General features: G+C 40.0%; 21 protein-coding genes. 12 read left to right on the top strand and 9 right to left on the bottom strand.

What is annotated here, in order from left to right; genetic code table 11:
• Nucleotides 1–40: 40 nt before the first annotated feature.
• On the bottom strand, nt 41–2,446 hold the full coding sequence (locus AC4PL9_RS09155) for a 3-hydroxyacyl-CoA dehydrogenase/enoyl-CoA hydratase family protein (RefSeq protein ID WP_491604451.1): 2,406 nt from the start codon (nt 2,444–2,446) through the stop codon (nt 41–43).
• Nucleotides 2,447–2,662: 216 nt separating this feature from the next.
• On the opposite strand from AC4PL9_RS09155, the gene AC4PL9_RS09150 reads away from it, so the two are divergent.
• The 4 genes from AC4PL9_RS09150 (at nt 2,663) to AC4PL9_RS09135 (ending at nt 6,964) form a co-directional block, all read left to right on the top strand.
• Nucleotides 2,663–3,301, top strand: a complete 639-nt coding sequence (locus AC4PL9_RS09150; protein WP_491604450.1) for a response regulator — start codon at nt 2,663–2,665, stop codon at nt 3,299–3,301.
• Nucleotides 3,302–3,552: 251 nt separating this feature from the next.
• Complete coding sequence (locus AC4PL9_RS09145; protein ID WP_491604449.1) at nt 3,553–5,541, top strand: S8 family serine peptidase; 1,989 nt, start codon at nt 3,553–3,555, stop codon at nt 5,539–5,541.
• A 175-nt stretch (nt 5,542–5,716) separates the two neighbouring features.
• The gene (locus AC4PL9_RS09140; protein WP_491604448.1) at nt 5,717–6,133 is read left to right on the top strand and encodes a response regulator; all 417 of its coding nucleotides are present in this window, start codon (nt 5,717–5,719) and stop codon (nt 6,131–6,133) included.
• Between the two features lie 96 nt (nt 6,134–6,229).
• The gene (locus AC4PL9_RS09135) at nt 6,230–6,964 is read left to right on the top strand and encodes a helix-turn-helix transcriptional regulator (RefSeq protein ID WP_491604447.1); all 735 of its coding nucleotides are present in this window, start codon (nt 6,230–6,232) and stop codon (nt 6,962–6,964) included.
• Here AC4PL9_RS09135 and AC4PL9_RS09130 read toward each other — a convergent pair.
• The 3 genes from AC4PL9_RS09130 to rfaD form a co-directional block, all read right to left on the bottom strand.
• Entirely contained in the window at nt 6,953–7,972 is a 1,020-nt protein-coding gene (locus AC4PL9_RS09130) for a hypothetical protein (protein ID WP_491604446.1), read from the bottom strand. The genes AC4PL9_RS09135 and AC4PL9_RS09130 overlap by 12 nt on opposite strands.
• Before the next feature lie 86 nt (nt 7,973–8,058).
• The gene (locus tag AC4PL9_RS09125) at nt 8,059–8,820 is read right to left on the bottom strand and encodes an exodeoxyribonuclease III (RefSeq protein WP_491604445.1); all 762 of its coding nucleotides are present in this window, start codon (nt 8,818–8,820) and stop codon (nt 8,059–8,061) included.
• The gene (gene rfaD, locus AC4PL9_RS09120) at nt 8,821–9,786 is read right to left on the bottom strand and encodes an ADP-glyceromanno-heptose 6-epimerase (protein WP_491604444.1); all 966 of its coding nucleotides are present in this window, start codon (nt 9,784–9,786) and stop codon (nt 8,821–8,823) included.
• A gap of 182 nt (nt 9,787–9,968) precedes the next feature.
• On the opposite strand from rfaD, the gene AC4PL9_RS09115 reads away from it, so the two are divergent.
• Nucleotides 9,969–10,793 carry an ABC transporter permease gene (locus tag AC4PL9_RS09115; protein WP_491604443.1) on the top strand — a complete coding sequence of 275 codons (825 nt, stop codon included), beginning with the start codon at nt 9,969–9,971 and terminating at the stop codon, nt 10,791–10,793.
• A 27-nt stretch (nt 10,794–10,820) separates the two neighbouring features.
• Here AC4PL9_RS09115 and AC4PL9_RS09110 read toward each other — a convergent pair whose 3' ends face one another.
• Together AC4PL9_RS09110 and AC4PL9_RS09105 are read right to left on the bottom strand one after the other, a co-directional pair.
• Entirely contained in the window at nt 10,821–11,426 is a 606-nt protein-coding gene (locus tag AC4PL9_RS09110) for an RNA polymerase sigma factor (protein WP_491604442.1), read from the bottom strand.
• The gene (locus AC4PL9_RS09105) at nt 11,417–12,559 is read right to left on the bottom strand and encodes a glycosyltransferase (RefSeq protein ID WP_491604441.1); all 1,143 of its coding nucleotides are present in this window, start codon (nt 12,557–12,559) and stop codon (nt 11,417–11,419) included. The genes AC4PL9_RS09110 and AC4PL9_RS09105 overlap by 10 nt, the downstream gene beginning before the upstream one ends.
• Nucleotides 12,560–12,639: 80 nt before the next feature.
• Here AC4PL9_RS09105 and tgt point away from each other — a divergent pair, with 80 nt between their 5' ends.
• The 5 genes from tgt to AC4PL9_RS09080 all read left to right on the top strand — a co-directional run bounded on the left by tgt (nt 12,640) and on the right by AC4PL9_RS09080 (nt 17,175).
• Complete coding sequence (gene tgt, locus AC4PL9_RS09100) at nt 12,640–13,770, top strand: tRNA guanosine(34) transglycosylase Tgt (protein ID WP_491604440.1); 1,131 nt, start codon at nt 12,640–12,642, stop codon at nt 13,768–13,770.
• 3 nt (nt 13,771–13,773) lie between these two features.
• On the top strand, nt 13,774–14,847 hold the full coding sequence (locus AC4PL9_RS09095) for an LptF/LptG family permease (RefSeq protein ID WP_491604439.1): 1,074 nt from the start codon (nt 13,774–13,776) through the stop codon (nt 14,845–14,847).
• Between the two features lie 83 nt (nt 14,848–14,930).
• Entirely contained in the window at nt 14,931–15,359 is a 429-nt protein-coding gene (locus AC4PL9_RS09090) for a hypothetical protein (RefSeq protein WP_491604438.1), read from the top strand.
• Nucleotides 15,360–15,362: 3 nt separating this feature from the next.
• On the top strand, nt 15,363–16,292 hold the full coding sequence (locus AC4PL9_RS09085; RefSeq protein ID WP_491604437.1) for an ABC transporter ATP-binding protein: 930 nt from the start codon (nt 15,363–15,365) through the stop codon (nt 16,290–16,292).
• Nucleotides 16,279–17,175 (top strand): YihY/virulence factor BrkB family protein, encoded by an 897-nt coding sequence (locus AC4PL9_RS09080; protein ID WP_491604436.1) that lies wholly within the window; start codon nt 16,279–16,281, stop codon nt 17,173–17,175. The genes AC4PL9_RS09085 and AC4PL9_RS09080 overlap by 14 nt, the downstream gene beginning before the upstream one ends.
• Nucleotides 17,176–17,192: 17 nt before the next feature.
• On the opposite strand, the gene AC4PL9_RS09075 is transcribed toward AC4PL9_RS09080, so the two are convergent.
• Genes AC4PL9_RS09075 through AC4PL9_RS09065 form a run of 3 tightly spaced genes read right to left on the bottom strand, consistent with a single transcriptional unit; the run spans nt 17,193 to nt 20,762 of the window.
• The gene (locus AC4PL9_RS09075; protein WP_491604435.1) at nt 17,193–17,864 is read right to left on the bottom strand and encodes a hypothetical protein; all 672 of its coding nucleotides are present in this window, start codon (nt 17,862–17,864) and stop codon (nt 17,193–17,195) included.
• A gap of 9 nt (nt 17,865–17,873) precedes the next feature.
• The gene (feoB, locus tag AC4PL9_RS09070; RefSeq protein WP_491604434.1) at nt 17,874–19,928 is read right to left on the bottom strand and encodes a ferrous iron transport protein B; all 2,055 of its coding nucleotides are present in this window, start codon (nt 19,926–19,928) and stop codon (nt 17,874–17,876) included.
• 60 nt (nt 19,929–19,988) lie between these two features.
• Entirely contained in the window at nt 19,989–20,762 is a 774-nt protein-coding gene (locus tag AC4PL9_RS09065; protein ID WP_491604433.1) for a murein L,D-transpeptidase catalytic domain family protein, read from the bottom strand.
• A 90-nt stretch (nt 20,763–20,852) separates the two neighbouring features.
• On the opposite strand from AC4PL9_RS09065, the gene AC4PL9_RS09060 reads away from it, so the two are divergent.
• Together AC4PL9_RS09060 and AC4PL9_RS09055 are read left to right on the top strand one after the other, a co-directional pair.
• A complete protein-coding gene (locus AC4PL9_RS09060) occupies nt 20,853–22,448 on the top strand; it encodes a peptide chain release factor 3 (protein ID WP_491604432.1) in 1,596 nt (531 codons plus the stop codon).
• On the top strand, nt 22,441–22,995 hold the full coding sequence (locus AC4PL9_RS09055) for a hypothetical protein (RefSeq protein ID WP_491604431.1): 555 nt from the start codon (nt 22,441–22,443) through the stop codon (nt 22,993–22,995). The genes AC4PL9_RS09060 and AC4PL9_RS09055 overlap by 8 nt, the downstream gene beginning before the upstream one ends.
• The last annotated feature ends 32 nt before the right edge of the window (nt 22,996–23,027 follow it).

Below are 23,027 nucleotides of genomic sequence, written 5' to 3'. Positions count from 1 at the left end.
TTCATTAATAACTTACCTTTACCAGTCAATAGAATCCGGATTAATTTCTGAGAATTTTACCAGATTTCACAAGACTTTCGAGACGCTCCAGTGTTTTACGTTCCTTACAAAGTTCAAGGAATGCTTTTCTTTCGAGGTCTAGCAGGTATTGCGGACTAACTTTGGTCATTTCGGAGAGATCTCCTCCACAAAGTACAAATCCCAGTTTTTCAGAGATTAATGCATCGTGTTCGGAAATATAATTACCACTCAACATAGAGTTGGCTCCCACGTAAACAATTCCCAGTCCTTCACTTCCCAAAACAGTAATGTCGCGTTCTTGTTTTGGAGGCGTGTATCCTTTATTTATGAGTGCTTCACAGGCTTCTTTTGCACGCGCTAATTGATAGTCGCGACTCACTACTACCTCGTCTGTTCCTTCGCGCAGATATCCCAGATCAAAAGCTTCATAGGCTGATGTTGATACCTGAGCCTGTCCGATGGTGAGGAATCGTTGACGCAAACGGTTAATACGGATGTCTCCATCTTTTAACTCCTGACTGAGTCGTTGAGCAAATTCTTTGGATCCACCACCACCGGGGATCAGCCCGACACCAAATTCAACCAGCCCCATATATAGTTCGGCATGAGCAACTACTTTGTCGGCATGCATGGACATTTCACATCCGCCGCCTAATGCCATATTGTGAGGAGCTACTACTACCGGTACTTTTGAGTAACGGATACGCATCATTGTATTTTGGAAAGAACGAACTGCAAAATCAAGTTCATCATAATCCTGCTCTACTGCCATCATAAAGATCATTCCAACATTCGCTCCGGCAGAAAAGTTTTGCCCTGTATTGGAGATTACCAGACCTTTGTATTCATTTTCAGCAAGGTCAATGGCTTTATTGATACCTTCAATGACACCTCCGCCAATCGTATTCATTTTGGTGTGGAATTCCAGGTTCAGGATTCCGTTTCCGAGATGTACGATTGTAGAATCAGCATTCTTCCAAACCGTATTTTCTTCGCGAAGTACATCCAGAAGAACCATGTCCTCTGTTCCCGGAATGATAGCATAATCACCGGAGTTAACATCATAGTAATACCGTTTCCCTTTTTCAGTTTTGTAAAAGGAGGTAATGCCTTTGGCTTGCATATCTTTCACCCATTGGGCAACCTCTTTAGAAGCGTCGCCAATCAGTTTAAGACCTTGTTCCAGACCAACTGTATCCCAAAGTTCAAATGGCCCCAGCTCCCATCCGAATCCTGCTCGCATAGCATCATCTATCTTGTACAGATCGTCTGAAATTTCAGGAATCCGGTTGGAAACATAGGCAAATAATCCTGCCGATGTTTTTCTGTAAAATTCACCGGCTTTATCCATTCCCATGAACAACATTTTAATACGTTGTTTCAGGTCGTCAATGGGTTTTGCCATTTCGAGGGTCGGGAATTTTACTTTCTCCTGCGCTTTGTATTCAAGAGTATTCAGATCCAGACTAAGAATTTCTGATTTTCCGTTTTCCCCTTTTACCTTTTTATAAAAGCCCTGTTTCGTTTTCGAACCAAGCCATTTGTTTTCTACCATCTTAGTGATGTATTCCGGCAATTGGAAAGCGTCATTCGCTTCGTCATCAGGACAATTTTCACGAACTCCGTTTGCAACGAGTACCAGGGTATCCAATCCGACTACATCACAAGTACGGAATGTTGCTGATTTAGGTCGTCCCAAAACAGGTCCTGTAAGTTTATCGACAGCTTCGACAGAAAGTCCCATTTCCTGAACAGTATGAAAGAGAGACATAATTGAATAGACTCCGATTCGATTGGCAATAAATGCGGGAGTATCTTTACAGAGAACCGTCTTTTTACCGAGAAATCGACGTCCGTAATCCATCATGAAATCAATTGCCTCCTGAGTAGTATGTGGGGTTGGAATAATTTCTAAAAGTTGTAAATAACGGGGTGGGTTGAAAAAGTGTGTTCCGAAGAAATTGGCTTTGAAGTCGTCGGATCTTCCTTCTGTCATCAAATGTATCGGAATTCCGGATGTATTGGATGTGATCAAAGTACCTGGTTTTCTGTATTTTTCAACCTGTTCGAATACACTCTTTTTAATATCCAGTCTTTCAATAACCACTTCAATTGTCCAGTCGCAATCCGCTATTTTGGACATATCGTCATCAAAGTTTCCGGTCGTAATACGCGAAGCAAAAGACTTTCTGTAGATCGGAGAAGGATTGGATGTTAATGCAAATTTCAGCGAATCATTTACAATCCTGTTTCTGACGATTTTGTCTTCCAGTGTTAATCCACTTTTAGCTTCTTTTTCATTCAATTCGCGGGGAACAATATCAAGCAACAGTACTTCACAACCGATGTTGGCAAAATGGCACGCTATCCGTGATCCCATAACACCGGAACCGAGTACGGCTACTTTATTGATTTTTCTACTCATAATATATACTGTTTTTACTTTTATTCCTACTGTGCTGTTAAGTTAACATTTTTTCACTTGTTGATAGTAATCAAAACGTTAAATGTAATGTACCTGAAATGTGGTTCGGCTAATATAGTAAAAAATACTATGTATGCATAGTTAAATAAAGAATTTAACAATTGCAAATTCTATTCACTTTTTTTTCTACTTTTGTAGATACACAACAACAGAATTATGGCCACAACTATTTCAATTTACATTGTTGAAGATCATCAGCTTATTGTAGATGCATGGGTGAGTTTGTTAAAACAGATTGATGATTTTGAAGTGGTGGGGAATTCGGATAATTCAGATGAAGCAATAGAGGGTATTTTGAGTCTGCGACCTGATATTGTACTGATGGATATTAATATTAAAGGGGGATCGGGAATTGATGTGGCTGCAATTGTGAATGATAAGCTTCCTAAAACAAGGGTTATTGGTTTGTCTATCCATGATGATATGGCGTTTGTTAAACGTTTCTTTCAGAACGGGGCAAGAGGTTATCTTTCAAAGAACACAACAAAAGAGGAATTGGAAGCCGCAATTCGCTCAGTGTATGATGGAGACACGTACGTTTGTAAAGAGATTAAGGATAAACAGTTTTTCAATAACCTTTCGGGCGGGGATGACAGTAGCCAGAAAGAATTAACTGCCAAGGAAATTGAAATTACTACCTTGATTGCGCAGGGATTGACTTCACGTCAGATCGCAGATAAGTTATTTGTTTCCCGTCGTACGGTAGATGCTCACCGGCATAATATCCTGAAGAAACTTAACCTGGCAAACGCAGCGTTATTGAGTGCCTACGCAAAAGATAAAGGCTATATCTAGTCTGTTCCATCGTTTTCTTTCCAATTATTGATAGGGTAGAGTTATCTGCAAGATCTATCCGTTTGTTTTCTATTCGTATTTCAGAGTGTTTTTTACGTACAATTACCTAGTCGTACGCATAAATGCTTAGAGGGAAAAACCGAAGTACGTAGAGGGTGGTAGACAGCCTCTTGTATTTTGATTTTGAGGGTGTTTAAATCTTTTGAGAATCAGTGGTATCGCTATTCCTTTGAAGAAAAAAGGAAGATATTATGAAAACAACACACTACTTAATCACGATAATTTCCCTGATCATTCAGGTTACTCTTTTTGGTCAATCTCAGCAAAATAAAGTAATGACTCGTTTGTCAGATAGAATGCTGGAGACTGTTAAAAATGATAACGGGAAAATATGGTTTGAACAGCATGAAGTTAATCAACTGTTCAACCAGTTATCAGTAACGTCTGTACAACAGGCATTTCCTGCTTCTAAAAAAGAAGAACTTCAGTCTGTAGTTGAAATTTCATGCGCTTGTGATGTGAATACCCTTTTAGCTGAAGTTGCAAAACGCAAAGATTATTTTGAGCAGCCGGAATTGGTTCCTGTGATTACTCCTTTACACGAGACCAATGATTATACTGCTACTTTTGCTACAGACTATGCTCTGGATTTAATTAATGCAAAAGAAGCATGGGATGTTACGACAGGAAACCGAAGAATCAAAATAGCTGTTACTGACTCAAACTTCGACCTTAATCACGAGGAGTTGGCAGGTAAGTATTCCTATATTCAACCCGGAATGTATAACCCGAACTATGATCATGGTACTGCAGTGGCAATTACAGCTGCAGGTAACACAAATAACGGTATTGGAAAAAGTTCCATAGGTTATGATTGTGATCTTTTGCTTTACGGGATGAGTTATAATAGTATTCTTGAAGCTTCTTATGCAGGTGCTCATGTGATTAATGTAAGCTGGGCTGGTGGATGTGTATATAGTTCATACTATCAGGATATGATTAATGAAGTACTTGAAAATGGAAGTGTTATTGTTGCAGCAGCAGGTAACGGAGGTACATGTGGAGATCCGTCCAGCCTTGTTTATCCGGCTGCTTATGATGGAGTGATTTCAGTGTCGAGTATCGGACCAAATGATAATCACGAGCGTTATATTGGTGATGCTTCTTCAACACATCAGCACAATGCAACTGTGGATCTTGTTGCTCCCGGGTATGATATGGCATTATCAATTGCAAACAATGTGTACACAACCGGAAACGGGACTTCCTTTGCCTCTCCGATTGTAAGTGGAACAGTTGGATTGATGAAAGAAGTAAATGAAGCGTTGAACCATTGTGAAGTAGAGTATATTTTGAAATCTACTGCTGTTAGCGTGGATAGTCTTAATCCGGGATATGAGGGACTTTTAGGAGCTGGACGTCTTGATGCTGCCAGTGCAGTTGAAACGGCAGCAGCTTTTGATCCTACCTGGATTTCACATACCATTAATCACCACTACCTTGATCCAAACGGAGCTATCTTTGTAAATGTAGAGTCTGAATTGCCTGTTACATCATTTGATTACACCTTTGATTCGTATAGCTCTGCAAATGGAGAGCAGGTACGTATTTATACAGTGGATGTGATCTATGAGACAGGATGTGTATTTACTACGAAGCATCTTATCAGCGAAAGTGAGTTTTTAGATACAGATTCACTTTTGGCTTTACCAGTAACTTTAACAGCTTTTGATGCAGAGGCTCAGAAAGAAGATATTCTGGTATACTGGGAAACAGAATCGGAGAATAATAGCGCATACTACGATATTGAAAAATCAATTGATGGAAAAGAATGGGAAATAATCGGTTATCGTGAAGCGGCAGGAGCTTCTCATGCGGCAAATTCTTACGAATTAACAGATTTTAATCCTAATTCAGGAATCCAATATTACCGATTGATTCAGGTGGATAATAATGGGGAGCGAAACGTTGGAGGAGTTGTTTCTGTAGATTATGGCTCTATTTCTTCCGATAAAGATGCTTACGTATACCCAAATCCTTCGAACGGGGAGGGGACACTTGTTCTTGCTGAAGGAGCAAAATCAGTTCAGGTATACAGTGCAGCAGGAGTGTTGGAGCAAAGTTTTGATGTTGCAGAAGGAGCTCAACAGCAGATTTACTCTGAGAAGTCAGGAATGAAAGTGATCCGTGTTCTTTTCGATACTGAAGAGGTGAAAACAATTAAATGGGTAGTAGATTAAGCTACTACCTTTGATCAGGATGTAATAATAGGTTGTTGTCAAATGTTTCACAAAAGTGTAAAACAAAATAATGCGGCTTACTTAGGTTTTCAAGAATAATACATTTGCACGGATTTGTCACTCTGTAATTGAATTGTTTTTTAGTAAATTAGCCTAATCAATTGTAGCCATATACATGACAAATATTGTAAATGCACTGGTAGTCGAAGACTACAAACTAATAGCTGACGCCTGGGGAAAACTACTGAGGGATACGAATATTTTCAATAATGTTAAGGTTTTGTATTCAGCAGATAATCTCACAGAATATATAGAGGATCTCAAGCCTGAGTTAATTTTTATGGATATCAACCTGCCTGGTTCACAAAATGGAATAGAAATAACCAAAACGATTACTGAAAGTTATCCCTGGATTAAAATAATGATATTGTCAATTCATAATGAGCCAGTTATGGTTCGGAGGGCAATTGAAAACGGAGCCAGAGGATATATCACAAAAAACGCTCCCATGAAAGAAATGCAACTGGGCGTAGAAAAGGTAATGAACGGGGAAAAATACCTTTGTGAAGAGATCAGGCACTATTTTGATTAATACGCTACTAACTGTTTTTTAATCGAATGGCTACTGATTAGTTGGCTAATAATTACTATAATTGCATAGGTAGTAAACGACTTACACTATTTACGAATGTCTGAAGATTTTGGTTCATACTCAAAGCAGTTTATAACGGATACCCCAATGGATCCGGACAGCGAGTATTACCGCTTTTATAAAACGCGTTTGTATAAGTATCCATTGGAAGGAATCTATATTTACAGTTTTGAAAAGGGTAGAATGCTGTACGCTGATGGCTGGGAAGGTGTTGTGGGGATTCCTGATACAGAAATCTCTATGATGCATATTGTAAATATGACTTCTCCTGATTATGCTCCTTTTGTGCATGATATTAATGATAAAGCGCTCCAGTTTCTGCATAAAAGAAAGGAAAGACTAAAAGAATACAGCTTCACAATTGAAACGAAAGTGATGAATAAAAACGGGCAGGAAATACCTGTTGTGGCACGTGTCGCTGTTCATGATACTTTTGAGGATGGAAGTTTACGATGCATTATCGGACGTTTTCAGGTCGATTACGGACTTCGGTTTGGTAAGGTGATGCGTTTTGCTGCATACGGACCTGAGAAGGATGAATTTGAAAGAAATCTGAATAAAAGTCTGTTTTATCCTTTTCGGATTTCTGATGCTGAGTTGGATATGATCCGTTTTCTTTCCCAAGGAAATACGTATAAAGAAATCAGCGATGAAATGAATGTTTCTATTTCACAATTAGAAAAAAATATAGATGCACTTTTGGAACGCTTTAAGGTTTCCAATACAACAAGTCTGATCTCCTTTGCTTACGATAACAGGTTACTTCCCTGATTGAAAAGAATTAAGATCGATAGTTGTGATCTTGTCTTTCGGTATCCCGATTCGAATCAACATCTCTTTCCAGTCCCGAATGCCATCATCATCTGAACAGCTTCCGACTACCCAGGCAACAGAGGTATTGCCTAGAATTTGTTTGATTGTATCTCCATTCCCTGAATTGTTGATAAACGATTCTATATCTGTTGCTTTATACTTGTTAGCTTCTTCCGGAGTTCCGGGGTTGATGTCATCAATCAATAGGAATTCACTTTCCTGCCAGGTCCAAAGACTTTTGTTGCCTCGTGATAATTCCTCTTGTGAATCGGAAAGTACACCAACCCATTTACTAAGGGTTGTGTAGGTTGTTTTATTGTGGCGAATGGCTAATTCATTGGCCATTCCTACGGTTATCGTTGTTTTACCTGATTTTTTGGCGCCTGAAACGATGAAATGATGCGCTTTACGGGTGCGTTGTTGCAAATAGTGTCGGATAAAGTCGGCATCGTTCGGTTTTAGATGTCCATTCCACTGACTTAACCGAAAAGCATAGGGGAAAAATGCATTTTGTTGGTACAATTTTGTGAGAAACCAGTACCTCCCGAAAAAAAAGAGAGGAAGTAAACCGGCTAGAAAGAAATACAACCCGTTTTTGTCTGTACTGGCAATAAAGTAAAAAGTTAAAGAACCCGTCCAAAAAAAGCAAAGGTCCGTGAATGTATCAAATGTAAGGTTTTTCCACTGCGGTTTGAACGTGCCATTTCCTTTATACTCTTTCTTATACAATGGGGAGGAGGCATTATAAATTTCAAAAGCTAACCAGAAGCAGGCAACGGAAAATAATGCTGTTTTTAATTCAACTCCGAGTATATAAGCAATTGAAATAGGTACGAAACCAAGAGCGAAATGTCCAAGTTGATTGGCAAACCAACCATAAGTAAGCGTAATTCCTCTCTGAGAATCTTTACCAATTAAATCAGCGTGTAAGGTTTTCCAGATCTGACGTCCAGTTATTTTTCCCATAGTAAAGGTTTGTTAGTCCGTAAGGACAATATTAAGAAAAACCTTTAATACAAAACAATTCGTTTCGGAAAAAGAACAGCTTTAACTTAAATGATTTCTATTCCTACCGGGCAGTGATCTGACCCCATGATTTCATTTAATATAAAAGCATCTTTCAAACGTGGAAGAAAGGATTCACTGACCAGAAAATAATCGATTCTCCAGCCCACGTTTCTTTGACGTGCACCACCTCGATAGCTCCACCATGTATATTTTACTGTGTCGCCATGTATGTGCCGGAATGTATCAACCAGTCCGTTGGAGGTAAATGCATCCATACCGTCAATTTCTTCTTGCATAAAGCCGGCAGCCTTATTATAATTCTCTTTCGGACGGGCCAGATCAATTGCTTTGTGAGCAACATTAAAATCTCCACACACGACAACCGGCTTTGTCTTTTCAAGACTTTTCAGATAATCAAGAAAAGCCATGTCCCAGGTGGTGCGATACTGTAATCGAAGTAACTCGGAACCTGAATTCGGAACATAGACTGTTGTCAGAAAGAAGTCATCAAATTCTAAGGTTAGTACGCGGCCTTCTTTGTCATGTTCGTCAATGCCAATATCCGTATGTACAGCCAGTGGTTGTGTCTTTGTAAGGATAGCCGTTCCGGAATATCCTTTTCGTTCGGCAGAATTCGAGTACAGGTGAAAGTCGCTAAACTGTTTAAGTGCTTCAGCTACCTGATCATCCTGTGCTTTGGTTTCCTGAAAGCAGATAATGTCCGGGTTCATATCTTGCAGGGATTTGTCAAAGTCCTTGTTCATAATGGCTCTTATGCCATTGACATTGAAAGAGATGATACGCATTTATAAGTAGTTTTTATCCGTTAAATAGTTCTTTACATAATCTTCGACTCCCGCTTCCAGGGAAATAAATGCTTGTGTATATCCTGCATTGATGAGTTTAGACATATCTGCTTCCGTAAAATACTGGTATTTATCGCGGATGTCTTCCGGAGTATCGATGAAAGAGATCTGCTCTTCTTTGCCCATGGCTTTGAATGTTGCTTTTACAAGATCAAGGAAAGTTCTGGCTTCTCCTGTCCCCAAATTGTATAATCCGCTTTCAGGTTGCTCTTTCATGAGAAATGCACAAACATCAACTACGTCTTTTACGTAGATAAAATCCCGGAGCTGTTCTCCATCTTTGTATTCGGGATTGTGAGAACGGAACAATTTCATGCCGCCCGTTGCTGAGATTTGGTTAAATGCGTGAAAAATAACAGAGGCCATTCTGCCTTTATGATATTCGTTGGGACCATATACGTTAAAGAATTTAAGTCCGGCCCAAAATGGCGGTGTCTCAGTTTGTTGGAGTGCCCAGATATCAAAGTCGTTTTTTGAGTCTCCGTATGGATTCAGCGGTTTCAATTTTGGGGTTAGTGCATGATCGTCCTTGTAACCTAGTTCACCCAATCCGTAGGTCGCTCCTGAACTGGCATATACCAGAGGGATTTGAAACTTCACACAGGCATTCCAAACCATTTTACTGTAGTTAAGATTCAGTTCGTCAAAAATGGATTTGTCGAATTCCGTAGTATCTGTTCTTGCACCGAGGTGGAAAATAAACTTGACTTCATTACCATACTCGCTGATCCACTTTTCGAAATCATTTCGGGGAACTTTAGCTACGATCGTTTTTCCGACCAGATTGTTCTCTTTCTCCTTTTTTGAAAAATCATCAACGACAACAATATCTCCATATCCGAGAGCATTCAGTTTTCCTACTAACGCACTTGCTATAAATCCAGCTGAACCGGTAACTACAATCATCTTAACTTCTTTTCTTTTGCCTCAAAGATACAACTGACATTTCAAAATCGGAAGTCTAAACCGATAATAGAGAACTAGTAATTCGGGATTTTGAATTGGTAGGTAGGTGGAAAAGATGGTTTTACGCCATGTTGTCCGAACTTTATGTTAAATTTGCGCTATTGCCACCAGCAAAATAAGCAATGGAAAAGAAAATTATTGATGCAGATCATCGATCTGTTATTCCTGATTTTAAAGAATTATACCGATACAAAGATTTATTTCTTACTCTTTCCTGGAGAGATTTTCGGGTAAGATATGCGCAAACGACAATAGGTCTTTTGTGGGCGATATTACAGCCGGTAGCGACATTGTTTATTTTGTCATTGGTATTTGGGCGATTTGTAGGTGTTGAAACTGAAGTGCCGCATTTATTGTTTACTGTCGCAGGAATGAGTATCTGGAGTTATTTTTCGTATGTGATGACGAATGCAGGAAACTCAATTATCATGAATCAGGGGATGGTGAAAAAGATCTATTTTCCCCGTTTGATCATTCCTTTGTCAAAAGCAGTTGTAGGTTTCATTGATTTTGCTGTTGCTCTGGTAATCATGATATTTTTGATGGTGTATTATGGCGTAGCTCCCAGTTCGAATGTGTGGATGGCTCCTGTTTTTGTTCTTATCGGCGTTATTGCTGCTTTGGCTGTAGGAATATGGTTGAGTGCTTTGAGCGTTCGGTACAGGGATTTTCAGCACGTTGTTCCCTTTATGGTGCAGATAGGAATGTATGTTACTCCTATTGCATATCCTGCTGAGTTTGCGACACGTCATTTACCGCAATGGGCGAGCGCTTTGTACTATTTGAATCCGATAGCAGGTGTTGTGCAGGGATTTCGTTGGTCACTATTCGGAGGAACTCCTCCCGGTAACCTGATGTATGTGTCTATTGGAATGGTACTGATTCTATTCGTTTCATCTCTCTTTTATTTCAAGAAAGTGGAAGATGAAATGGCAGATTATGTATAGAATACAACAAGAGTAAGTTACAGTAAATCAGATTGTGTCTTTTGTTTTTTCAATCATTCCTGCGAGAAATTCTCTTGCGCGGAACAATTGAGCTTTAACAGTACCTAGAGGTAGATCCAGTTCGTCAGCGATTTCTTCATAGGAGAGCTCCTCAAAATAACGCTTTTCGACCAGAACTCTGTAGCGGGGTTTTAGCTTTTCAACCAAAAGCCGCATCATTTTTATTTTTTGTTTCTTAATTGCTTCTTCCTCCGGATCAAGGTCATCAGTGCGGATCTGCATACCTGAATACTCTCCGTCTTCCCCCTCAAAGGTTGTGTCCATTGAGGTCATTTGCAGTCGTTTTTTCCGGATAAAGTCGATACAATTGTTTGACGCAATTTTAAAAAGCCATGTACTGAAAGCAAAATCGGGGGAGTACTGGTTGATGCGATGGAATGCTTTTCCGAAGGCTTCTATTGTCAGATCTTCGGCATCATCTGTGTTGCGAACCATTTTGTTTACCATAAAATAAATGGAGTCGCGATATTTCTCCATAAGTTCAGCAAAAGCCATTTGGTCTCCCTGTTGAGCCAGATATACAAGCTCTAAGTCTTTTTTTCCTTTTTCAGTCAAATGATTGCCTACTTCCATTGTTGTTCATTCTTATCGCCTGAGTAGTAGATAATGGGGAGTAATACAGCATACATAATTTCCAGTAAGGGGAGAGCTAATGCCATGCGCTTTTCTCCCAGTTTACCGAAATTGATGCCCTGAAAGATCCATTTCAAAATAATAACCCCTCCAAAAATCATTGAACTCCAAAGCCAATACTCTTTATTAAAAACCAAAGAAACAAAAGTTACGAGCATAACTAACAGCGTGAATGGATATATTCCTAACAACAGTTTATGGAAAACTTTGTAAGAAGACGAAGTCGTGTAGTGACGTTGCTTTTGTTCGAACCACTTTTTCCAGGAAGCTTTTCCTTCAGAATAGCAGTACGAATCCGGATGAAACTGTATGGTGTAATTCCGTTTTTTGGCTACATCTTTTACAAAGAGATCATCGTCTCCGGACTGAATGGCATAATGTTTTTTGAACCCTTGTACACTATCAAATAACTGGCGGGTGTAGGCCATATTACGTCCTACCCCCATGTAGGGGAAGCCGGATGCGGCAAAAGCAAAGTAGTTGGTTGCAATAAAGGTCGTGTCGAAGCGGATAATAAAGTTTAGAAAACCTTTTGCTTTTGAATAGGGACCATAGCCCAAAATTAATTGGTGACGATTACCGAATTTACCCGCCATTAGGCGTAGCCAGTTATCTGATGCAGGAATACAATCAGCGTCAGTAAATAGAAAATGGTCATATTTGGCTCCTTTAATCCCGACTGTGAGGGGAAGTTTTTTTCCGTTTCGCAGATGATGATTCCGTTCGATATCAATTATCTTTAGATTCGGATATTGCTTTTGGTAAGCTTGTAGAATGTGTTTTGAATCATCGACAGACTGATGATTTACAACAACGACTTCAAACTCCGGGTATTTTTGATTCAGTACAGCAGGAAGATTTTTATATAGGTTGTCTTCCTCATTACGTGCAGCTATTATGATGGAAACGCCGGGAAGAGATTCTGGAATTTTATTGTTTTTTTTCGATGAATGAAATGTAAATCTACTGAAAATTAGTAGTGTGAATAAAAGTTGTATGAGAGCGGATACACCAAAAACCAGAAAAACGATTCCAGTAGGAGTCCAGTCAATTTCCGGAAAAGAAAAATCCATAATTGTTGCTAGTTTACTGCAAAGATGTTACACTTACCGGAATACAGTTATCTTTGTCACACGTTTTTTTCAACATATTTATGCACTTTTCACTTTTAGCAACAGATAAAGCATCAAAAGCACGAGCCGGGGAAATTCACACGGATCACGGAGTTATTGAAACTCCGATATTTATGCCGGTCGGTACGGCCGGTACGGTAAAGGGAGTTCACCAACATGAGTTAAACGAAGACATCCGCGCTGAAATTATTCTCGGGAATACGTATCACCTGTTTTTACGTCCGGGATTAGAAGTTATTGAAGCCGCAGGAGGATTACACAAGTTTAACGGATGGAATAAACCTATGCTGACCGATAGCGGGGGATATCAGGTGTATTCTTTGGCAGGATCAAGGAAGATAACAGAAGAGGGAGTAAAATTTCAGTCACATATTGACGGGAGTTATCATTTCTTTACTCCGGAGCGGGCTATTGATATTCAGCGAACAATCGGAGCGGATATTATTATGGCGTTTGATGAGTGTACACCGTATCCTTGTGATTATAAGTATGCAAAACGTTCTATGCATATGACGCATCGCTGGTTGAAACGTTGTGTGGATCAGATGAATGCGACCGAACCCAAGTATGGGTACGATCAGGTTCTTTTCCCTATTGTGCAGGGAAGTGTCTACAAAGATCTTCGTACTCTCTCTGCAGAAGCAATCAGTTCATTTGATGCCTTTGGTAATGCAATTGGAGGACTTTCTGTAGGAGAACCGGATGAGGATTTGTACGAAATGACTGATCTTGTTTGTACAATTCTTCCAAAAGAAAAACCCCGTTATCTGATGGGAGTGGGAACTCCGGTGAATTTGCTTGAATGTATTGCGCTGGGCGTGGATATGTTTGATTGTGTAATGCCTTCCAGAAATGCCCGACATGGAATGTTGTTCACCCGCAACGGAATTATCAATATCAAGAATAAAAAGTGGTACAAAGACTTTTCTCCATTGGATGAATCAGGCACTTCGTACGTGGATCATGCTTATACGAAAGCCTATTTGCGCCATTTGATTATTTCGAAAGAAAATCTGGGGATTCAAATTGCAACCATACACAATCTGGCTTTTTATCTGACGTTGATGAAAGAAGCTCGTCAACATATTCTGGCAGGCGACTTTAACGATTGGAAAAATGCAATGGTTCCAAAACTGCAAAACAGGCTGTAAAGTATGCTGAAGATAATTGACAGGTACATTATCCGAAAGTTTTTAACCACTTTCTTTTTTATGATGGGAGTGATTATGTTGCTTGCCGTAATTTTTGACTTGTCAGAACGTTTACAGGAATTTATTGAGAACAAGGCTCCTTTTAAAGCCATTGTGTTTGATTACTATGTAAACTTTATCTTCTTTTATGGAAATATGTTTTCAGCACTGATCATTTTTATCTCTGTGATCTGGTTTACGGCAAAAATGGCTCAGAATACGGAGATTATCCCGATGCTGAATAGCGGAAGACCGTTTCACAGATTTCTTCGGCCCTATATGATTGGAGCAACATTGCTTACATTGATGTCTCTGGCAATGAATCATTTTATTCTCCCTTCTGCCAATGCAAAGCGATTAGGATTTGAAGAAGAATTTTATCGATTCAGTTTGTCGGTGTCCAATTATCATGCAGACTTTCCCAATGGTGAGTCCGTGTATTTCAAGAATTACAAGTCGGATCAGGGATACATCCAGGATTTCTACATGGAAAAATGGAGCGAAGATAACAAGCTGGAATATTTTCTGAGCGCCAAAAGACTGCGTCCTACTGGGGATAAAACCTGGACACTGGAAGATTACTTTGTGCGGAAAGTTGGTGAAACGGGAGATGATATAGTTCATGGAGATAAAATGGATACCACATTTGCTTTTGGTATTGATGAGTTTGCCAGGAGAGATAATATTGTGGAAACCATGGATTATGAGGAGTTGAACAATTTTATAGAAAGAGAAAAGCAGAAAGGAAATGAAAATGTTCCTGCTTTTGAATTGGTTAAACACCAGCGAACATCCTATCCTTTTGCATCGTATGTATTGACGCTGATAGGAGTGGCAGTATCCAGCAGGAAGTCGAGAGGAGGAATAGGGGTACATATTGCAACAGGTTTGGCATTTGTGTTTATTTACATTTTTGCTATGCAGGTAACCTCTGTTGCAGCAATAAATATTGGTTTTCCTACTTTGCTGGCATCCTGGATACCGAATCTTGTTTTTGGTGTAATTGGATTGGTTTTATACCGCCTGGCACCGAAATAGAGGATAAACTTCGACCTCTACCTGAAAAAGTTTATTTCAGTCCTTTCGAACAATTGATTAGTTTTGTTTAAAATAATAGTTTTATGCGAGTAAAGGCTCATTTTTTTCTTGTGAACGAGGACTTCTCTCCGGAGTTTGCAGATGCTAACTATGATGGGGAAGAGTCCGAAAATAACCTTCGGTATTATTGGGAAGACGCATTGGAAATTAAGGGCGAATGCTCAGAAATAGAAGAACTGAAGCAGTCTGAATATGTTCTTCAGGGAATGAAGGGAGAAGGAGAACGTTTTTCGTTTTCCATTCCTAACATGCGTCAATTACTTGTAAAATGCGAAGATGGGTCGGTTACGCCTCTGGCCTTTTCGGAGAATATCTTTCATGAGTTTACAGTAGATGAGGAAGAAGGAATGCATATAATCCGGGTATACTTTAAGGATTATGAAGTCTTTTCTAATCCTATTCCCGGAATTTATATAACGGCAGCTGATTTTCCTGAAGAATTGGCCCGCTAACAAATGATTCTCACTGCCCGAAATATTACCAGAAAGTACGCTGATAAATCGGTGCTTGATGGAGTAACGCTTGAGCTACACGAGGGAGAATCATTAGTTATTGTGGGAAGAAGCGGCGGGGGAAAGTCAACTCTCTTAAAAATCCTGTCAGGATTGGAGGATGCGGATAACGGAGACGTTTTTTTTCGCGGTAAGCGCGTGGTGGGACCTTCTCTTCGTTTGGTTGCCGGACATCCGGAAATAAAACTCGTTAATCAGGATTTTGCATTAGATAAATACCACACGGTAGAAGAAAATATTCGCTTGAAAGTACTCCATTATCAGGCGGAAGACCGGGATGAGATAGTAGAAGAGTTAGTCACTGTAATGGGACTGGAATCATTGCGTAAGAAACAGGCTTATTTACTTTCCGGCGGCGAACAGCAACGTTTGGCACTGGCAAGGGCGTTGGCGAATGAACCGGATATATTGTTGCTTGATGAACCTTTCGTTCATCTCGATCCACTTACGAGAAGGCGTGTGGAATTGTATATTCATGAAATGCGTTCTAAATGGAATACTACAATTGTACTGGTTACGCATGATGGAAAAGAGGCAATGGCCTGGGGAGATCGAATTGCTTATATGGAGGATGGAGTGATAAAACGTGTTGATTCAGCCGTAAATTTTTATATTCATCCTACAAATAGTAAAGAAGCGCAATTTTTTGGGGAAATTAATGTGCTACATTCCAACGGTAAAGAACGTTTGTTCAGACCGGATGCCTACAGTATAGTGGATCATGGAATCGAAGTGGAAGTACTGAAAACAGCATTTCAGGGAGGATATTTTTCACATCTGGTCAGAACTGTTAGCGAAGAAGAGTTGGTCTTGTATGCCGGTTCTCCGCTACCTCAAAAATTAATGATAGAACCGGATTATGCCAAAGAATAAAATTACGATACAACAGGTTTGGAGACTTTTTAAGACAAGCTTTTACGAGTTTTTTCAGGAGAAAAGCTTTATTCATGGAGCTTCTCTTGCCTATTACACAATCGTTGCACTTGTTCCTTTGTTGTATTTACTCTTTATTTCTATAGGAGAAATACTGGGGCAGGATCAGTTGATTTCAATTGTTGCAGCGATAGCAAAAGAACAGATAGGGATTGAAGATGTCAGTTGGTTGGTGGATGCATTAAAACTGGTGGATCTGGGAGCCGGAAATTTTGTGTTACAGGTTGTGGGGATTGTGGTGTTGGCGTTTTCTGCTTCTGCAATTTTCAGTTCGTTACGAACCAGTTTAAATGATTTCTTTGATATAGAGGTTGTGCAGATGAAACGAGCTATTTTTCATAATATTCTTGCACGTTTAGTCGCCTTTTTAATGTTGACACTGGTGGCTGTTGTTGTGGTAGTATTTTATTTTCTGGAAACAGCATTTGTGTCGTTTGGAGCCGAACTGTTTGAAGGGCAGTTTAATGGTTGGTTAACTTTCGGGATAGAACATATTACTTCATTACTAAGTAATACAGTTATTTTTTTGTTTGTTTTTAAATACCTGCATGATGGTGTTGTGGAATGGGGAATTGCTATCCGGGGAAGCATTTTTACAGCTGTTTTATTATACATCGGGCAACTGTTGATTAAATACTACCTGACGAATTATTTCTTTGCTGCGGGAGGAGGAGTTGTGGGAACCATACTCGTAATTCTGGCCTGGATGTTTTATTCGTCCCAGATTATTTTTCTCGGAGCAAAAATAACAATGGTCTATGCACGAACGATTGGAAGACCCATTAAACCCCGAAGTTATGTCAAGCCACCATCATTGATCTGATGATTACTTTCAGCTAATTATTTACAGTCAGAACCGGAATCATAAAAGTACGTAATGTAAATTTTGTCTTTATACCAATTCGCACGTGTGGCATAGACCTGATCCAGATAGGTAAATGTAAGGTGATAAACAGGTTTTTCAGGATTTTCGGGATTACTCTTGTCATAATCTACTTTTCCGCTTTTCTGTAAGGCTTCCAGTGTTTGTTTTTCGGATATCCCCAGGTATTTTGCCTGACATTTAGCTACGTCTTCGAAGGCTACCAAAGCAGTGTCCAACGGAAAGTGTTCCATGTTTGCGGTTCCGGAAAAAATCCCATCCGTAATGACCGTATTGTTTTTCAGAGGTGTACATAAACTGATAAAACCGTCTTTTCTAAGTTCGAACTGAGCCTGAATTTCACTTCCGTTTCTGTCCTCTCCTTTCAGAAAGTAGAGTTTGGGTTCACCGTCTTTTTTACTCAGACCAAACTTAACATCACCTTTGTTGAGTAAAAGAAAGTAATCTTCTTTTTGCTCCGGAGTAAGTTCTTCGGATTGGCTGAAAACAACTACGTTGTCCAGAATGGCATTTTTTACACGATTTTCGGGGAGCCAGGAACACCCTCTGTTTTGAAAGAAAACAAACGTAAGCATAAGTCCGATTAGTAACCCGATGCCGTAATATTGAAAGCGTTTTATGATTTTCATTGTTCAATCTTATTTAACAAGTATATAGGTCAGCCAACTGGCAAAATACGCCAGAGCTGTAAAAGAAACCAACTGAATTGAAGGCCATTTCCAACCGCCTGTTTCCTGTTTTACAATAGCAACTGTACTTAAACATTGAAGAGCAAAAACATAGAAAATCAAGAGCGAAAAAGCCGTTGCATAACTGAATTTAATGGATTTTAATCCCCCTTCACTTTCGGGATCGTCCTCTACTGAGTAGATCGTTGCCATAGTTCCGACAAAGACTTCTCGTGCAGCAAAGCTGGCAACAAGCGCAATCCCTATTTTCCAGTCAAAGCCAAGCGGACGGATAACAGGTTCTATGCCTTTCCCGATGTGTCCCAGATAGGAGTGTTCCAGTTTTTCACTACTCTCCAGATAGGAGAGTTCGTCTTCACTCAGATTGCTTTCCAAAGCCATCTGTTCGTATTTTTGTTCAATACGATCCATTTCCTTCTGAGGTCCGAAATACCCCAATGTCCATAATACAAGCGAAGCAATGAGAATAATCTTTCCGGCTTCGGTAACAAACGTTTTTCCTTTGTTAATCATCGAACTCAGGATGTTCTTGGAATTCGGGAAACGATACCTGGGGAGTTCGAGAATAAACGAAGAACCGGATTTGTGTTTCATGAAATAATTGATCAGTAGAGCCACCAGTAAACTCACAACAATTCCAAGGAGATACATTCCCATCATCACAAGTCCCTGCACACTGATGAATCCGAGAAGGTAGTCATCAGGAGCAATAAAGGAAACCAGAAAAACATAAACTGGGAGTCGTGCGGAACAGCTCATCAACGGAGTGATAAAGATGGTGATCAGACGTTCTTTTCTGTTTTCAATGGTCCGGGCAGCCATAATGGAAGGGACTGCACAGGCAAAACCTCCGACAAGCGGAATAACCGACTTTCCGTTCATTCCGAATTTGCGCAATAGCCCGTCTGTCATAAAACTTACCCGTGCGAGATACCCGGAGTCTTCCAGTATTGTGAAAAGCCCGAATAAAATCATAATCTGGGGAAGGAATACGAGTACACCACCTATTCCGGCTAATAATCCATCAACTAAAAAGTCGGCTAACATGCCTTGCGGAAGGAGAGTGGCGATTGATTTACCTAACCAGACAAAGCCGGAGTCGATAAGATCCATGGGGTAAGCCGCAAAGGTAAATACAGCCTGAAAAATGATAAAGAATGTAAGTAAAAATACAGCAAGTCCTTTAATTGGATGTGTGGTTATCGTATCAATTTTTTCTGTGATTTGTTTTGAGCGGAGATCCGTTTTGCGAAGTTTTACTTTTTTCACAAGCTGATCAATAAACCGATAACGGGCATTGATTTCGTTTAATTCCGCTTTATAGGTTGAGTTACCACTCTGATGAACCAGATCACTAATTTTTTGTTGGTGCTTTACCCAGTTGAGTTTGTCTATATGGTTGGTGATTTTGAAGCGCTGATATACAGATGTATCAGGAAGTAATTCCTGAATAATTTCAGGGTCAGTAATCCATTTGTCATCCAAATTGATATGAGGAATCTCTTCGGGTTGTGTACTGTGAAGTAACAGTTTTTTGAGGGAGTCTATTCCTTTACCATCTTTGGCACTAATGCTGATAACCGGACAGTTGAATGCTTTTTCCAATTCTTCAGTTTGGATGACTTCTCCTTCCAGTAAATCAATCATGTTCAGGATCAGTACCATGGGGATACCAAGGTCGTGTACCTGTGAAGCAAGAAAAAGGTTGCGGTGAAGATTGCTAACATCAACCACCGAAAGAATAAGGTCGGGATGGCTTTCAGCAGTGTTGTTTAGCAGAACATCCTGTACAATCTGTTCGTCCATACTATTGGATGAAAGGCTGTATGCTCCCGGTAAGTCAATGAGTTCAACGTCATGATTCTCTCCTAACTTTAGCTTCCCCGAACGTTTGTCTACTGTAATTCCCGGATAGTTACCAACGCGTTGGTTTAGTCCGGTTAAACGGTTAAACAAAGTTGTTTTCCCACAGTTGGGATTCCCCACTAGCGCAATTTTCCTCAATGCTCTCTGATTTAATTGAACGTCAAATTTAGCTGTGAAAAGTCAAACGGTGAAGAAAAATCAGGAATATTGTTCCTTGAGACATTCAAGTTGTGCCAGATCATCTACTCCGGGAATGAAACGCAGTAATCTGGAAAGCCGCGCATACTCTCTGTTTTCGGAATAAATAAAGAAACAACTTCCGTTTTTTACAAGGTCGATAAGGTGATGTGCGGATTCTTTCGGTACGGCAGGACATCCCAGGCTTCTTCCCAATATTCCGTTATTTTTCTTCAGGAATTCGGGCGTGGCATAGTCTGCACCATGAACTACGATTGCCCTTTCCCGAGCATTTGAATTTGAATATTCAAGACCATCCAGTCGCATCGCATAATCGAACTTTCCCGAATAGGTTTCTGCCGTCACATAAAAACCCAGACTGGATTGATAAGAAGAGTTTCTGTTGGAAAAAGAAGTGGCCATAAGTCCTCCTGAATTCCTGCCATGTGAGACAAGGGATTGAAAAGGAATAGTTTGCTGCACCAGGTCGATGACAAACAAACGTTCTTCCGAAGAAGGTTGTGAAAAGTCAACCAGAGTCAGGTAGCGTGGATTTTCCAGTTTCCCTTGTTTGTAGAGACTGATATACCCTCTGAAACCTTTTTCCCAGACATCGAAAGACAATTCCTTATTCTGTAAATGTGTATAAACGGATTGTATTTGGCATTCCACATACTGCTGCTCAAAGTCGTGAACGGAAAGAAGAGAAGCCAAAGCTTTTTCCCGTGAGCCAATAAAAAGAAGAAGAAACACGAGAGTGGCTCTTCTTAAAAAAGTAGCTTTTAGTCCTTGCATGATGCAACTAAATTACTGAAAATATTGTAGATTTGCAGCCCGTTTTAGATGAACGGCGGGAAAATTTCCACGATACTCAAATGATTGAAGATGAAGCATAAAGAAGCGATAGGGAAACGACGTACTTTTGGAGTTATTGCTCACCCGGATGCCGGTAAAACCACTTTGACAGAGAAACTTCTGCTTTTTGGGGGGGCAATACAGACAGCCGGAGCGGTAAAGAATAATAAAATTAAGAAATCGGCTACTTCTGACTTCATGGAAATCGAAAAGCAACGGGGAATTTCTGTTGCGACTTCTGTAATGGCTTTTGAGTATCGCGGGAAACAGATCAATATTCTGGATACGCCTGGTCACAAGGACTTTGCGGAAGATACTTACAGAACCCTTACTGCAGTTGACAGCGTTATTCTGGTTGTAGATTGTGCAAACGGGGTCGAGGAGCAGACTGAGCGTTTAATGGAAGTCTGTCGTATGCGAAAAACTCCTGTTATTATTTTCATCAATAAAATGGATAGGGATGGAAAAGATCCATTTGAGTTATTGGATGAATTGGAGTCAAAATTGAATATTAATGTTCGTCCGTTGGCATGGCCTATCGGAATGGGATATAACTTTCAGGGAGTTTACAGTATTTATCAAAACCAACTGAATCTTTTTCAACCGGATAAAACAAAAATAGCAAAAGACGTTGTCTCTTTTACAAATGTAGATGATGCTCAGATTGATGAGATTATCGGAGAGGAAGGAGCTGGACAGCTGAGGGAAGATCTCGAGTTAATTGATGGTGTTTATGAACCGTTTGACAGAGAAAAGTACCTGGCAGGGGATGTAGCCCCTGTATTTTTCGGTTCGGCGGTGAACAATTTCGGAGTAAAGGAACTGTTGGATTCGTTTATTGAAATATCTCCGGCTCCCAGAGGAAGAGATACGGATAAAGGGTTTATAGAGCCGGAAGATGAAAAGTTTAGTGGATTTGTTTTTAAAATTCACGCGAACCTTGATCCGAAACACAGGGATCGGATTGCTTTCCTTCGTATTGTTTCGGGACGATTTGAGCGCAATACATTTTACAACCATGTCCGAAATGCAAAGAAGATGAAATTCCCGAACCCGACCTCTTTCATGGCTCAGGATAAGAATGTCATTGATGAGGCGTTCCCGGGAGATGTAATAGGTTTGTATGATTCAGGAAACTTTAAGATTGGAGATACATTGACGGAAAAAGATAATTTTTCGTTCAAAGGTATTCCGAGTTTTTCGCCTGAAATTTTTCAGGAACTGGAGAATTTAGATCCGCTGAAATCCAAACAATTGGATAAAGGAATCAAGCAGTTGATGGATGAAGGAGTTGCACAGCTGTTTATTCAACAACCGGGGAATCGTAAAATTGTAGGAACAGTAGGGCAGCTTCAGTTTGAAGTAATATTGTATCGCCTCGAGCATGAATACGGAGCCAAGTGTACGTTCCGTCCGCGAAATTTCCACCTGGCTACATGGATTACATCGGATAATGAACAGCAAATGCAGGAATTCCTGAAAGCCAAAACAACGAATGTTGCTGTAGATAAAGATGGGAACCGGGTTTTTCTTGCGGAAACACCATTCCTTCTTCAGATGGCGGAGAGAGATTATCCGGAAATCAAATTTCACCGAACTTCGGAATTCCTATTGGGTAGTGAGTAAGAAAGAGAAAAAGGGAGAACCACTCATTATTCGACAGGGAACTGTACTACCTATAACAGGTGTTGGAATAAGTTACATGTTCTTGCTGTTTTACGGTATGCTTTTCTTGATTCAGGGAAGTGCGTATGTGTTTTTTACTTTTTGGCCTTACTTGTTGCTTCTCTGTTTTGCTTTGATGCAATTTTCATACAAGGATTTTTTGTTACGACCTGAAGATCCGGAGGCATTTTATTACCGCTATCGGATTTTAGGTGTCTTTCGTTTTTCAGTCAGGAAAAAATTTGCCGGATATTCTTATTTTATCTGCCGGGTTGTGAGAAAGACATTTGTCGTTAAACAGGGGATGGGTGCCGGAATGGTTATAAATGAAGGGGTACATCGCGAAAAGTATTATGCTATTCTGGGAAAGAGTAAAAAGAATCGGGAAATGTATGAGGTCTGTAAGGGAGAAAGGAAAAAACTGGATAACGTAATCAGGGAAAAAATTTTACCACTTACTATTCCTGTGTATCTTGGGGCAAAGAAAAAAGGTTACGAATACAAGTAATCAGTATTCATACAAAAAGCCGTAACTTTTAA

The organism is Wandonia sp., from assembly GCF_984588085.1.
The sequence above is the reverse complement of the archived record's forward strand: the minus strand, read 5'-3'. Positions and strand labels throughout refer to the sequence as shown.

Coding starts and splice junctions, on each gene's coding strand:
- AC4PL9_RS09105 (WP_491604441.1), bottom strand. CDS start 12,559: ATGGATTTTTCTTTTCCGGAAATTGACTGGACTCCTACTGGAATCGTT.
- AC4PL9_RS09085 (WP_491604437.1), top strand. CDS start 15,363: ATGATTCTCACTGCCCGAAATATTACCAGAAAGTACGCTGATAAATCG.
- AC4PL9_RS09135 (WP_491604447.1), top strand. CDS start 6,230: ATGTCTGAAGATTTTGGTTCATACTCAAAGCAGTTTATAACGGATACC.
- AC4PL9_RS09155 (WP_491604451.1), bottom strand. CDS start 2,446: ATGAGTAGAAAAATCAATAAAGTAGCCGTACTCGGTTCCGGTGTTATG.
- tgt (WP_491604440.1), top strand. CDS start 12,640: ATGCACTTTTCACTTTTAGCAACAGATAAAGCATCAAAAGCACGAGCC.
- AC4PL9_RS09065 (WP_491604433.1), bottom strand. CDS start 20,762: ATGCAAGGACTAAAAGCTACTTTTTTAAGAAGAGCCACTCTCGTGTTT.
- AC4PL9_RS09090 (WP_491604438.1), top strand. CDS start 14,931: ATGCGAGTAAAGGCTCATTTTTTTCTTGTGAACGAGGACTTCTCTCCG.
- AC4PL9_RS09140 (WP_491604448.1), top strand. CDS start 5,717: ATGACAAATATTGTAAATGCACTGGTAGTCGAAGACTACAAACTAATA.
- AC4PL9_RS09145 (WP_491604449.1), top strand. CDS start 3,553: ATGAAAACAACACACTACTTAATCACGATAATTTCCCTGATCATTCAG.
- AC4PL9_RS09060 (WP_491604432.1), top strand. CDS start 20,853: ATGAAGCATAAAGAAGCGATAGGGAAACGACGTACTTTTGGAGTTATT.
- rfaD (WP_491604444.1), bottom strand. CDS start 9,786: ATGATTGTAGTTACCGGTTCAGCTGGATTTATAGCAAGTGCGTTAGTA.
- AC4PL9_RS09115 (WP_491604443.1), top strand. CDS start 9,969: ATGGAAAAGAAAATTATTGATGCAGATCATCGATCTGTTATTCCTGAT.
- AC4PL9_RS09080 (WP_491604436.1), top strand. CDS start 16,279: ATGCCAAAGAATAAAATTACGATACAACAGGTTTGGAGACTTTTTAAG.
- AC4PL9_RS09095 (WP_491604439.1), top strand. CDS start 13,774: ATGCTGAAGATAATTGACAGGTACATTATCCGAAAGTTTTTAACCACT.
- AC4PL9_RS09075 (WP_491604435.1), bottom strand. CDS start 17,864: ATGAAAATCATAAAACGCTTTCAATATTACGGCATCGGGTTACTAATC.
- AC4PL9_RS09150 (WP_491604450.1), top strand. CDS start 2,663: ATGGCCACAACTATTTCAATTTACATTGTTGAAGATCATCAGCTTATT.
- AC4PL9_RS09130 (WP_491604446.1), bottom strand. CDS start 7,972: ATGGGAAAAATAACTGGACGTCAGATCTGGAAAACCTTACACGCTGAT.
- AC4PL9_RS09125 (WP_491604445.1), bottom strand. CDS start 8,820: ATGCGTATCATCTCTTTCAATGTCAATGGCATAAGAGCCATTATGAAC.
- AC4PL9_RS09110 (WP_491604442.1), bottom strand. CDS start 11,426: ATGGAAGTAGGCAATCATTTGACTGAAAAAGGAAAAAAAGACTTAGAG.